Annotated in this window: 11 protein-coding genes; 8 read left to right on the top strand and 3 right to left on the bottom strand. The window is 70.3% G+C overall.

Going from position 1 to position 11,951, the window contains the following annotated elements:
- Window positions 1-20: 20 nt before the first annotated feature.
- Entirely contained in the window at window positions 21-800 is a 780-nt protein-coding gene (gene serB / locus JI742_RS07760; protein WP_201825284.1) for a phosphoserine phosphatase SerB, read from the top strand.
- A gap of 82 nt (window positions 801-882) precedes the next feature.
- Here the strand turns inward: serB and rraA are convergent, their stop codons facing one another.
- The gene (gene rraA / locus JI742_RS07755; RefSeq protein ID WP_201825282.1) at window positions 883-1,383 is read right to left on the bottom strand and encodes a ribonuclease E activity regulator RraA; all 501 of its coding nucleotides are present in this window, start codon (window positions 1,381-1,383) and stop codon (window positions 883-885) included.
- Window positions 1,384-1,535: 152 nt separating this feature from the next.
- Here rraA and JI742_RS07750 point away from each other — a divergent pair, with 152 nt between their 5' ends.
- A complete protein-coding gene (locus JI742_RS07750; RefSeq protein ID WP_201825279.1) occupies window positions 1,536-1,964 on the top strand; it encodes a cupin domain-containing protein in 429 nt (142 codons plus the stop codon).
- A gap of 38 nt (window positions 1,965-2,002) precedes the next feature.
- Here the strand turns inward: JI742_RS07750 and JI742_RS07745 are convergent, their stop codons facing one another.
- Window positions 2,003-2,824, bottom strand: coding sequence for a glutathione S-transferase family protein (locus JI742_RS07745; RefSeq protein ID WP_201825277.1), 822 nt, complete (start codon window positions 2,822-2,824; stop codon window positions 2,003-2,005).
- Between the two features lie 190 nt (window positions 2,825-3,014).
- On the opposite strand from JI742_RS07745, the gene JI742_RS07740 reads away from it, so the two are divergent.
- Window positions 3,015-4,229 carry a polyhydroxyalkanoate depolymerase gene (locus JI742_RS07740; RefSeq protein WP_201825275.1) on the top strand — a complete coding sequence of 405 codons (1,215 nt, stop codon included), beginning with the start codon at window positions 3,015-3,017 and terminating at the stop codon, window positions 4,227-4,229.
- A 42-nt stretch (window positions 4,230-4,271) separates the two neighbouring features.
- Here the strand turns inward: JI742_RS07740 and JI742_RS07735 are convergent, their stop codons facing one another.
- Window positions 4,272-5,537: an MFS transporter gene (locus JI742_RS07735; protein WP_201825273.1), complete on the bottom strand. Its 1,266-nt coding sequence runs from the start codon at window positions 5,535-5,537 to the stop codon at window positions 4,272-4,274.
- A 70-nt stretch (window positions 5,538-5,607) separates the two neighbouring features.
- On the opposite strand from JI742_RS07735, the gene JI742_RS07730 reads away from it, so the two are divergent.
- The 5 genes from JI742_RS07730 (at window position 5,608) to JI742_RS07710 (ending at window position 11,917) form a co-directional block, all read left to right on the top strand.
- On the top strand, window positions 5,608-6,480 hold the full coding sequence (locus tag JI742_RS07730; protein ID WP_201825270.1) for an AraC family transcriptional regulator: 873 nt from the start codon (window positions 5,608-5,610) through the stop codon (window positions 6,478-6,480).
- A 96-nt stretch (window positions 6,481-6,576) separates the two neighbouring features.
- Window positions 6,577-7,704: a quinolinate synthase NadA gene (nadA, locus tag JI742_RS07725; protein ID WP_201825268.1), complete on the top strand. Its 1,128-nt coding sequence runs from the start codon at window positions 6,577-6,579 to the stop codon at window positions 7,702-7,704.
- 8 nt (window positions 7,705-7,712) lie between these two features.
- On the top strand, window positions 7,713-8,597 hold the full coding sequence (gene nadC, locus JI742_RS07720) for a carboxylating nicotinate-nucleotide diphosphorylase (RefSeq protein WP_201825266.1): 885 nt from the start codon (window positions 7,713-7,715) through the stop codon (window positions 8,595-8,597).
- Between the two features lie 390 nt (window positions 8,598-8,987).
- The gene (locus JI742_RS07715; RefSeq protein WP_201825264.1) at window positions 8,988-10,679 is read left to right on the top strand and encodes a DUF1800 family protein; all 1,692 of its coding nucleotides are present in this window, start codon (window positions 8,988-8,990) and stop codon (window positions 10,677-10,679) included.
- On the top strand, window positions 10,676-11,917 hold the full coding sequence (locus JI742_RS07710; protein WP_201825262.1) for a DUF1501 domain-containing protein: 1,242 nt from the start codon (window positions 10,676-10,678) through the stop codon (window positions 11,915-11,917). Before JI742_RS07715 ends, JI742_RS07710 begins: the two co-directional genes overlap by 4 nt.
- Window positions 11,918-11,951 lie beyond the last annotated feature (34 nt).

Below are 11,951 nucleotides of genomic sequence, written 5' to 3'. Positions count from 1 at the left end.
GCGGCCTGTTTTGATTTGCGATGTCGACCTCCACCGCCCCTTCCCTGCCCGCCGGCCTCGACGCCAGCCGCCTGCTCGCCCGCGGCGTGCGCCTGCCATTGCGCCTGAGCGACTTCAAGCTGATCGCCTTCGACATGGACTCGACGCTGATCAGCATCGAGTGCGTGGACGAGATCGCCGACGCCGCCGGCCGCAAGGCCGAGGTGGCGGCGATCACCGAAGCCGCGATGCGCGGCGAGATCGCCGACTACAAGGCCAGCCTGCGCCAGCGCGTGGCCCTGCTGCGCGGCGTGCCGCTGAGCGCGCTGCGCCAGGTGGCCGAGGAGCGTCTGCGCCTGCACGAGGGCGCGCTGGCCCTGGTGCGCGCCTGCCAGGCGGCCGGCCTCAAGACCCTGCTGGTCTCCGGCGGCTTCACCTACTTCAGCGACCGCGTGCGCGAGGCGCTGGGCCTGGATGCCACCCGCAGCAATGTGCTGGAGCTCTCCACCGACCCGGCGCAGACCGGCCGCGCCGATGCCGAGCCGGCCCTGACCGGCCGCATGCTCGACCAGCCCTGGGGCGACATCGTCGACGGCGAGGAGAAGCGCCGCACTGTGCTGGAGACCGTGGCCGCGCTGGGCGGCACCGGCGCGCAGGTGATCGCCGTGGGCGACGGCGCCAACGACCTGCCGATGATGTCGGTGGCCGGCCTGTCGGTGGCCTACCGGGCCAAGCCCGCGGTGCGCGCCCAGGCCGATGTGGCGCTGGAGGTCGAGCGCCTGGACACCTTGCTGGCGCTGTTCGGCCCCGGGCCGCGCTGAGGCCGCGCGCTGCGGCCAGGGCCTGAACGCTGTCGCCGGCCGGCTGCGGGCTTCTCGGCGCCTGAACGGCGCCCGGACGGGCTCAGGCCAGCCGGGTCGCGCTGACGACGATGCCGTCCTCGTCGGCATAGAGCCAGTCGCCCGGCCGCACCCAGACGCCCTGGATCTGCACGGCCAGCTCGCGCTGGCCTTCATTGCGCTTCTCGGTGGGCAGGGGCATGGCGGCCAGCGCGCGGATGCCGGTGGCGCAGGCGGCGAGTTCGACCACGTCGCGCACGCAGCCGTCCACCACCACGCCGGCCCAGCCATTGCGGGCCGCGGCCGCGCCCAGGTTGCCGCCCACCAGCGCGCGGCGCAGCGAGCCGCCGCCGTCGACGACGAGCACGCGGCCTTCGCCCGGGCTGTCGACGGCGGCCTTCACCAGGCTGTTGTCCTCGAAGCACTTGACGGTGAAGACCGGTCCGGCGAAACGCTTGTGCGCGCCGAAATCGCGGAAGACCGGCGGCAGCACGCGGAAGGCACCGCTGCCGTCGTTCTTGTGGGCATCGCAGAGGTCGCAGGTCGCGAAGTCGGCGCTCGTCATCGGTTCACTCCAGGGGCGGGGGATGGTCGGGAAACGTGCAAAAAGCCTAGCACGCAGCAGTCCGCCCGCCACCGCGCGCACCGCCGCGGCGCGGAACGCTTGTTGCATTGCCCAGGCCACCCCAGCCACCGCTCCGCACGAGGAGGACCGCCATGCTCGACCGCAGCACCCCGACCGTTTTCTCGCATGTGAAACCCGAGGACACGCCCTGGCGTGGCGAGGGTGGCCTGCGCGACTTCTTCGCCTACCGCGACCTCGGCGTCGCCGAGGCCACCCGGGGCAAGGTGATTGCCCATCTGGTCAAGGCCCAGAACCCGCCGGCCGAGGGCACGGGCTGGCACCGCCACGAGGCGGATTTCCAGATCGTCATCATGCTCAAGGGCTGGGCCCGCTTCATGTACGAGGACCAGGAGACCCTGGTCTCGGCCGGCGACTGCGTGCACCAGCGCCCGGGCATCCGCCACTACCTCTTCGACTACTCGCCGGACATGGAGTACCTGGAGATCGTCAGCCCGGCGGACTTCAAGACGATCGACGTCGAGCCCGCCGCCGAAGTGCCCAAGCCGAAGCCCTGGGCCTGAGCGGCGCCCGGCCGGCGGCATGCTGCCGCCGGCCGGGTTCAGAACTCGGCTTCCAGCTCGTCGATGTCCTCGGGTTCAAGCCGGGCGTCGGCGATCCATGCCTGCATCTCGGGCATGGCCAGCACGCGCTGGCAATACTCGATCAGCCGCCGGTCGGACAGGCGCACGTCATAGGTGTGCAGCCGGGTGACGACCGGGGCGTACATGGCATCGGCCATGCAGCGATGCGCGCCGAACAGCCAGGGGCCGCCGTAGGCATCGAAGCATTCGGTCCAGATCTGCACGATGCGGTCGATGTCGGCCTGCGCACGCGACCAGACCTTGAAGCCCGGAAAGCGGGCCTTCAGGTTCATGGGCAGGGCCGAGCGCAGGGCGCTGAAGCCGGAATGCATCTCGCCGCAGATGGCGCGGCAGTGGGCCCGGGCGGCGCGGGCGGTGGGCAGCAGGCCGGCTTCAGGGAAAAGTTCGTGCAGGTACTCGCCAATGGCCAGCGTGTCCCAGACCCGCACCTCGGCGGGGCCGCTGCCGTGGTGCAGGCAGGGCACCAGCATGGAGGGCGCGAGCAGCAGGATCTCGGCGCGCACGTCGGCGTTGTCGGTGGAGAGCATCTCCTCCTCGAAGTCCAGGCCCGCGAAGCGCGCCAGCAGCCAGCCGCGCAGCGACCAGGACGAGTAGTTCTTGCTGCTCAGCGTCAGCGTGGCGCTGCGTGCGGCGGGCGTCGCAATCGCCCGGCCAGCCGGCTCGGCCGGAAGCAGCGCCAGACTGGGGCCGGCCGCAGGCGCGCGGCGGCTGACACGCTTGGGGCGCGGCGCCTCCGGGGCGTCGGCGGGCGGGGCGGCGGGGCGGCGGCGGGTGACCATGGCGGCGGGTCCTGCGGTGGCGGGCAGAGGGGGCGAAGCCGGTGCCGATGCCCCGCGACGGGGCCGGCAGCTCGCAGCCCGCAAGCGCTGTGCCATCGTTTGGCGCAGCGCCGGCGCTGCGGGCGATGGCCTGCAACTTGCCTGTTGTCGGACGAGTCCCCTGCCCCGCCCTGTCGATCCGGAGCCCCGCATGCTGTACCAGGCGTACCAGTCCCAATGCGATGTCATGGCCCCCTGGCAGGAAGCCGCAAGGCAGTTCGCCCGGGCCTGGCGCTTTCTCGGCCTGAAGGAACCCGGCGGCCTGCGCCGCCTGGCCGCAGCGGCCGAGGTCTTCGCGCAACTGCGCCTCAGCCACGAGCGACCGCCCTTCGGCCTGGACCGCATCGGCCACGAGGCCTGGGCGGTCGAGGAGGAGGTCATGGACCGCACGCCCTTCGCCACCCTGCTGCGCTTTCGCAAGCCGGGCGCGCCGGAGGGGCAGCCGCGCATGCTGGTGGCCGCGCCCTTGTCCGGCCACTTCGCGACCCTGCTGCGCGACACGCTGCGCACCCTGCTGCAGGACCATGAGGTCTGGGTAACCGACTGGCACAACGCCCGCGACGTGCGCCTGGCCGACGGGCCCTTCGGGCTCGACGACTATGTGCAGCACCTGGTCCGCTTCCTGCGGGTCATGGGGCCGGGCGGCCATGCCATGGCGGTCTGCCAGCCCTGTGTGCCGCTGCTGGCCGCCGTCGCCCTGATGGCCGAGGACGGCGACCCGGCCCAGCCGCGCACCATGACGCTGATGGCCGGCCCGGTCGACACCCGCATCAACCCGACCGAGGTCAACAAGCTGGCCAACAGCAAGCCCATGGCCTGGTTCGAGGAGAAGCTGATCTGCCGCGTGCCGCTGCGCTACCCCGGTGGTATGCGGCGGGTCTACCCCGGCTTCCTGCAGCTCACCGCCTTCATGAGCATGAACCCCGAGCGCCACAGCCAGGCCTTCCAGGGCCTGTACGAGGCCCTGGTGGCCGGCGAGATGGACAAGGCCGAGGCCACCCGCAACTTCTACGAGGAGTACTTCGCCGTCAACGACCTGCCGGCCGAGTTCTACCTCGAGACCGTCGAGCGCGTCTTCCAGACCTGCGATCTCGCCCGCGGCGTGATGCAGGTGGCCGGCCGGACCGTGCAGCCCGCGGCGATCCGCCGCACCGCGCTCTTCACCGTGGAAGGCGAGCGCGACGACATCTGCGCCCTGGGCCAGACCGTGGCCGCCCACGATCTGTGCAGCAGCCTGCGGGCGCACCTGAAGACCCACCACATCCAGACCGGCGTCGGCCACTACGGCGTGTTCAGCGGCCGGCGCTGGCAGCAGCAGATCTACCCGCGGGTGCGCGAGCTGGTGCACCAGCACCACGAGGCCTGAGCCCGCCGACGACGATGCGGGGCGGCTCGGGCCGGTTCAGGCTCAGGGGCTGAGCCTGGGCTCGGCCGCCCGGGCCGGCTGGCCGGCGCGGCCCACCAGGCCGGCCGAGACGATGCCGGCCGCCAGGGCCAGGGCCGCGGCCAGGAAGACCCCGCCGGGCCAACCGGCATCGAGGATGCGGCCGAAGACCGGCGCGCCGAGCGCGAAGCCGATGTCCAGGCCCGAATAGACCGTGCCGTAGACCCGGCCGGTGGCGCCGGGCGGCGCGGCGCGCTTGATCAGCATGTCGCGCGAGGGCCCGGCCAGGCCGATGGCCACGCCCGAAAGCGCGACCGCCGCCACCGCCGCGGCCCCCGGGATCAAGCCCAGGCCCACGGCCACCAGCACCACCGCGCCCGTGCCAATGGCCAGGCTGATGACGCGCTCCAGCGGCAGGCCGCGTGCGACCAGGAAGCCGCCCACCACCATGCCAGCCGCGCCGCAGAGCATGAAGCCGGTCACGACGAAGGCAGTCAGCGAGAGCGGCAGGCCGTGCATCTGCTGCAGGGCCGGGCTGGCAAAGCCCTGGATGGCGGCCATCGCGGCGGTGCTCCAGAAGAAGAAGGAGAAGCACAGCCAGACCGAGGGCAGGCGCAGGAAGGCCATCGGGTGCTCCAGCCGCTCGCCCTGCTGCGGCATGCGGGCGGCGCGGGCCTGGCGGCGGGCGCGGTGATGGTCGTCCAGCGCCTCGCGCTGGCTGTAGAGGACCAGGAGCACCACCGCGGCGAACAGGGCCGAGGCCAGGTAGGCCAGGCGCCAGGAATCGAACAGACCGGTCAGGCCGACCAGGAAGACCGGCGCCAGAGCCCAGCCCAGGTTGCCGAAGATGCCGTGGGCCGAGTAAGCATGGCCCAGGCGCTGCGGCGCGATGCGCTGGTTCAGGATGGTGAAGTCCGCCGGGTGGAAGGGCGCATTGCCCAGCCCAGCCAGCAGCGCCGCGACCGCCAGCGCGCCCGGCCCCTGCGCGCTGGCCGCGATCAGGGCCGCGGCGATGAAGCTGAGGAAGGCGGCAAACAGCACCGGCCGCGCGCCGACCCGGTCGACCAGGAAGCCCGACAGGGCCTGGCCCAGGCCCGAGACGACGAAGAAGAGCGTGACCAGCAGGCCCAGCTCGGTGTAGCTCAGGCCGAACTCGCGGATGAAGACCGGGAACATCGGCGGCAGCAGCAGATGGAAGAAGTGCGAGCTGCCATGCGCCAGGCCGACCAGGCTGGTGGTGCGCAGGTCGGCCCGCAGGGCGGGGTCGGTCGGAATGCGGAAGAGGGCCATGCCGGCATCGTAGGCAGGCCGGGCCCGTCGCGCTTACGATAGAACGACATCCTTTGTCGAGATCACGCCAATGCCTGCCCTGCCGAGCGATGGCCCGCTGCGTGGCCGCCAAGCCCCCCAGCTCTACAGGCCGACACCGGCCCGCCCGCTGCGGGCCAAGTTCAGCGTGCTGGCGGCCGACACGCGGGTCGAGCCGCACCACCATCCCTGGGCTCAACTGGCCTGGTCGGCGACCGGGGTGATGCGGATCACGGCCGAGCGCGGCACCTATCTGGTCCCGCCCTCGCGGGCGGTCTGGATCCCGCCGGCCGTCGAGCACACGGTGACCGTGGTCGAGACGGCCGAGCTGCGCACGCTCTACCTCTACCAGGCCGCCGGCCGCTGCGGGCCGGCCGCCGCCCGGGCCGAGGGGCCCGAAGCGCCCGCCGAGGCCGACACGCCCTGGCGGCACTGCCGGGTGCTGGAGGTCTCGGACCTGCTGCGCGCCCTGATCCTGGCCCTCGACGCCCAGCCCGATGGCAGCACCCCGCTGTCGCCGGACCAGGCCGCGCGCGAGACCCTGATCGCCCCGCTGCTGCGCGCCGAACTGGCCGGTGCCGCGCCGCTGCCCCTGGGCATCGCCCTGCCGGAGGACAAGCGCCTGCGCACCCTCTGCGAAGCCATGCTGGATGCGCCGCAGCGCCATGCCACGCTGGCCGGCTGGGTGCGCGACATCGGCGCGAGCGAGCGCACCGTCGCGCGGCTCTTCCGCCAGGAGCTGGGCACCAGCTTCGGCCAGTGGCGCCAGCAAGTGCTGCTGGCCCGTGCGCTGACCCTGGCCGCCCATGGGCGGCCGATGGGCGAGATTGCCGCTGCGCTGGGCTATGCCAGCCCCAGCGCCTTCAGCGCCATGGTGCGGCGCAGCCTGGGCGCACCGCCGAGCCGGGTGTTTGCCGCGGCCTAAAGCGGCTGGGGGCGCAGCCCGGCCGGCGAACCGCTCCGGGGAAACCCCGGCCCGCTTGCTACGATCCCGCCCCCGCCCGACGCAAAGCGCCATCCGATGAGCACCCCGATCCGCTTCGACTTCACGCGGCAGGACGCCCTGGGCCGGGCCTCCACCGCCCACGCCTGGGCCCGCGCGCCCGAGGCCCTGGACCCGGCCGCCCGTGCCGCCCTGGGCGCCCGCGCCAAGGCCCTGCTGGCCGCCCGCGGCGCGGTGCTGGTCGCGCACTACTACGTCGAACCCGAGCTGCAGGACCTGGCCCTGGCCACCGGCGGCATCGTCGCCGACTCGCTGGAGATGGCCCGCTTCGGGCGGGACCATGCCGCGCAGGAGCTGGTCGTGGCCGGCGTGCGCTTCATGGGCGAGAGCGCCAAGATCCTGTCGCCGCACAAGACCGTGCGCATGCCCGAGCTGGAAGCCACCTGCTCGCTGGACCTGGCCTGCCCGCCGGACGATTTCGCCGCTTTCTGCGATGCCCACCCGGACCGCACGGTGGTCGTCTATGCCAACACCAGCGCCGCGGTGAAGGCCCGGGCCGACTGGATGGTGACCAGCTCCTGCGCCCTGGGCATCGTCGAGCACCTGAAGGCGCAGGGCCGGAAGATCCTCTGGGCGCCGGACCGCCACCTGGGCCGCTACATCCAGCAAACCACCGGCGCCGACATGCTGCTGTGGCAGGGCGAGTGCATCGTCCACGACGAGTTCAAGGGCCTGGAGCTGGAGCTGCTCAAGGCCGAGCATCCGCAGGCCCGGGTGCTGGTGCATCCCGAATCGCCGTCGGCGGTGGTGGCCCTGGCCGACGTGGTGGGCTCGACCTCGCAACTGCTCAAGGCCGTGACCGACGAGCCGACCGGCACCTTCATCGTCGCCACCGACAACGGCCTGCTGCACCGCATGCGCCAGCTCGCCCCGCAGGCCGTGCTGATGGAAGCGCCGACTGCCGGCAACGGCGCCACGTGCAAGAGCTGCGCGCACTGCCCCTGGATGGCGATGAACGGCTTGCAGGCCCTGGTCGACTGCCTGGAGCGCCAGACCGGCGAAATCCAGGTGCCCGAGCCGGTGCGCGGCCAGGCCCTGGGCTGCATCGAGCGCATGCTGGCCTTCGTCGCCGCGCATCCCCAGGTGCTGGCCACGCCGGCCACCCGCGCCACCCCCCATCTCGTCAGCGGACTCGGCGCCGCCTGATTGCCCCCATGCTGAACATCGAACGCAACGAAACCCTGGCCGAGGCCCGCGCCCGCAACATCCGCGAGGCCCTGGCCGAGGACATCGGCCAGGCCGACTGGACCGGCCGCCTGGTGCCGGCCGGGCGCCGCGTGGTCGCCCGGGTGATCGTCCGCGAGGATGCGGTGCTCTGCGGCCGGGACTGGTTCGACGGTTGCTTCCTCGCGCTGGACCCGCAGGCGCAAGTCGAATGGCGCGCGGCCGACGGCGAGGCGCTGCAGCGCAACCAGGTGGTGTGCACCGTGCACGCCGAAGCCCGCGCCTTGCTGGCGGCCGAGCGGCCGGCGCTGAACTTCCTGCAGATGCTTTCGGGCGTGGCCACGGTCACCAAGCGCCATGTCGATGCCGTGGCGGATGCCTCGCCCAATCCGCGCGGCTGCGCCGTGCTCGACACCCGCAAGACCCTGCCCGGCCTGCGCCTGGCGCAGAAGTACGCGGTGCGCATGGGCGGCGGCAGGAACCAGCGCCTGGCGCTCTACGACGGCGTGCTGATCAAGGAAAACCACATCGCCGCCGCCGGCGGCGTGGCCCAGGCCCTGGCCGCCGCCCAGGCGCTGAAGGCCAGCGAGGCGCCGAACATCAGCATCCAGATCGAGGTGGAATCGGTCGCCGAGCTGATCCAGGCCCTGGAGGCCGGCGCGACCAGCGTGCTGCTGGACAACTTCAGCCTCGACAAGATGCGCAAGGCGGTCGCGCTCAATGCCGGCCGGGCGGTGCTGGAGGTGTCGGGCGGGGTGACCCTGGCCCAACTGCGTGGCATTGCCGAGACAGGCGTGGACCGCATCTCGCTGGGCACGCTGACCAAGGACATCGAGGCGGTCGACTACTCGATGCGGGTGATGGATTCGGATTGAGCCCGACGCGTAGCTGATTCCCTCCTTGACGGATGACCACCCCGAAGGCGGGGAACGTGTTTCTGGATGTTCGCTGACAGCCCAACAGGACGGCCGAAAAACGACGCGGGCTCAGGTCTAATGCCATTAGGTGGTGAGGGACTTCAGCAGATGAAGCAACGCGCCGCAGCCCGGCTCCAGAGGGTGAAGCTGCCTCGACCCGCACGCCGATCGGTACCCAAAGCACCGCATGACTGCTCGGTGTTCCGTATCTGGCCTGTTCTGTTTTGACACTGGAGTCTTCGCTCGGTCGCGTACAAAGCGGTCGGCTTCCACGTCTGGTGCGCTACTGAAGCGGAGCACACGCGGTCCCAGACCGCGGCTCTCCTTTTTCCTGGATTTCAAGTCGTCATGGCCCTTCCCGTGGTCCGCAGCACACGTCGCAGCTTCCTCCGCCAGAGTGCCCTGGCCAGTGCCAGCGCAGCCGCCTTGGCCGCAGGGTTTCCGCGTACCTCGTTGGCCCAGGCCCTCGCCGCCGCCACGACTTTGCCGGTCGACGCAGCAGCCCGCTGGTTGCGCTTCACCACCTTCGCCCCACTGGACAGCGAGATCGTCGACGTTGCCAACAGGGGCTACAGCAGCTGGCTGGACAGCCAGATGGCCCTGCCGCAGAGCCGCTCGGTGGCCGACTGGATCCGATTGAAGGGCCCCCCGGGCTTTGAGGATCCGAACCAATCGCCGCACCTCGACACCCGCATCCAGGCCATCGATTGGAAGTGCGTCTACGCGTCCGATCCGCTACGTCAGCGCGTCACCTACGCCCTGTCCAACCTCTTCGTCATCTCCGAGCTTGGTACCGACCGAGCGGTGGTGGCGCAGGCCTACGCCTCGTTCTGGGATTTGCTCAACCGCAACGCCTTCGGCAACTTCCGCACCTTGATCGAGGATGTCACGTACAGCCTCGACATGGGCTTCTACCTGACCTACCTGAACAGCCGCAAAGCCGACGCCGCCACCGGTCGCCAGCCTGACGAGAACTATGCACGGGAGCTGATGCAGCTCTTTACCATTGGCTTGTGGGAACTCAAGGAAGACGGCAGCCGCAAGCTTGATGGCAACGGCAACCCGATCCCAACATACACCCAGGCAGACATCGTGCAACTGGCTCGTGCGTTCACGGGCCTCTACCCCAACGGCAAAACGACGACAGGCCAGGCACTGAAGTTTGGGGACGAACGACCCAGCACCTTCAGTGCAGACGTTTGGGCCCGGCGCATGGCCATCGATGCCAGTCAGCACTCGCCTGAAGCGGTGCGCGCCCTTGGTGGCCGGGTCAACATCGCGGCCGGCACGTCCGGTGCCAACGCGATCCGCGCCACGCTCGATGCGCTTTTCCAGCATCCCACCTGCCCGCCCTTCGTCGCGCTGAATCTGATCCGGCGCCTCACCTGCTCCAACCCCTCGCCGGGCTATGTCAGCCGTGTGAGCCGTGCCTTCGTCAACAACGGCAGCGGGGTGCGCGGCGACATGAAGGCCGTGCTGCGCGCGATCTTCCTCGACCCCGACCTGCTCACGCCCGGCACGCCCAACTTCGGGATGATCGTCCCGCGCTACGCGTACACCATGGGTGCGGTGCGACGGATCGGGAGCTTTGAAACATCCACCACTCAGCGGCCGGTGAGCTTGGGCGCGCACAAGACCCTGGGCTCGCAGCGACCCTTCACCGCTCCGACGGTCTTCAACTTCAACAAACCGGACTACGCCACGCCCGAGCTGAAGGCGCTGGGCCTTGTTGGCGCCGAGTTGGAGAACTACGACGAGGACGGCGCCACCACCGTCTTCAACGGCCTGGGTCTGCTGGCCCGCAATGCCTCGCTCACGCCCTACTTGGCGCAGCAACTGGCTTCCACAGCCAACGACGAGGGATTGGTCGACGAGCTGAGCCGCCGGCTCAGCGGCCGTCTCCTGCCCTCGCCAGAACGCGAGTCGCTCCTCATGAGCCTGGAGCGCATGGGGCGGGGCACCGACAAACAACAGCGCGATGTGCTGGCAGCCATGCTCTGGACCATCCTCATCCATCCCCAAAACATCGTGCTGTCATGAGCCGTAAGTTGTTGATCGTCTATCTCGGGGGTGGGGTTGACGCTCACGCCCTGATGACTCCTCGGCGCGGCACCAACCGCTCGGCCTACCTCGCAGCACGTGGCAGCCTGGCCCAAGCCGATCAACCCGCCTACGCGCTGAATGCCGACTGGCATTGGCATCCGGCGATGAGCGAACTTACGGCGCTCTACCGTCAGGGTCGGGTGGCCGTGGTCATGAATACAGGGCCCTTGGTCGTTCCGACCACACGGGCGCAGTACGAGAAACGCTCGGTACCGCTACCGCAGGCGCTCAGCAGTCACAGCGACCAAAACCGCACGTGGCAGATCGGTGACGCAAGCGACACCACCGGGGACAGCGGTTGGGTCGGGCGCATGATGGCAGCACTGCCCGAAAGTCTGCGCGGAGGCAGCTTCTCTCCAATGACGAGCACCGCGGGTCCCCAGCCTGCCTTGGTGGCGCCTGGCCTTCGGGCGCTTGGTCTCGGGCCGGAGGGCGTGACGCCTCGCCACGCCAGCTACATCGCATCAGACGTCGTTCAGATGATGGAAGGGGTCATGCGGCGCAGTGGCAGCTTGACCCATCCCTTGGCGCGAGCGTTTGGCGAGGCGCAGCAGCGATCTGCTGACAACTCGGTGGTCGTGGAAGCGGCATTGGAGACCGTGACCGACGACACCCCCTACACCAGCCTTCCAGAGCTCAAGACAGTCGCCCGGCTGTTCAAGTCCGATGCAGTGAGCGGTAGGAGTCGCGCCGTGCACTTCGCCGTGCAGGGCGGCTACGACAGCCATTCGAACCAGAACGAGATCCTTGCCCTCAAGCTTGCCGAGCTTGACGCGGGCATTGGCGCCTTCTGGCGCTCAGCCCGCGCCCTCGGTATCCAGGATGAGGTGTCCATGCTGATCTACTCCGAGTTTGGTCGCAGCTTGGTCCCCAACAACAGCGGTACCGACCACGGCTGGGGCGGTCATGCGCTGTTGATTGGCCCGGTGCTTGGAGGGCTGCACGGCAAGGCACCTGACCTTCGCTTGACAGGTCCCGACATGGTCGAGTCACGGGGCCTCATGCTGCCGAGCACGCCTACCGAGCATCTGCTGGTCGAAGTGGCGCGCTGGATGGGCGTGCCGACATCGTCCATGACCAAGGTCTTCCCAAACCTGAATGCATTCCCGATCAGCAGCGGCCTGGGCGGACTGCTGGGTGGCAAGCCACAGTCGTCGCTCAAGCTCTACAGCTAAGCCCGAAGCGATGGCGAGCCCTCGCGGCTCGCCC

The sequence above is a fragment of the Piscinibacter lacus genome, from assembly GCF_016735685.1.
GTDB lineage: Bacteria > Pseudomonadota > Gammaproteobacteria > Burkholderiales > Burkholderiaceae_C > Aquariibacter > Aquariibacter lacus.
Note: the sequence above shows the minus strand (reverse complement) of the source record. Positions and strands in the feature narration are given on the sequence as shown.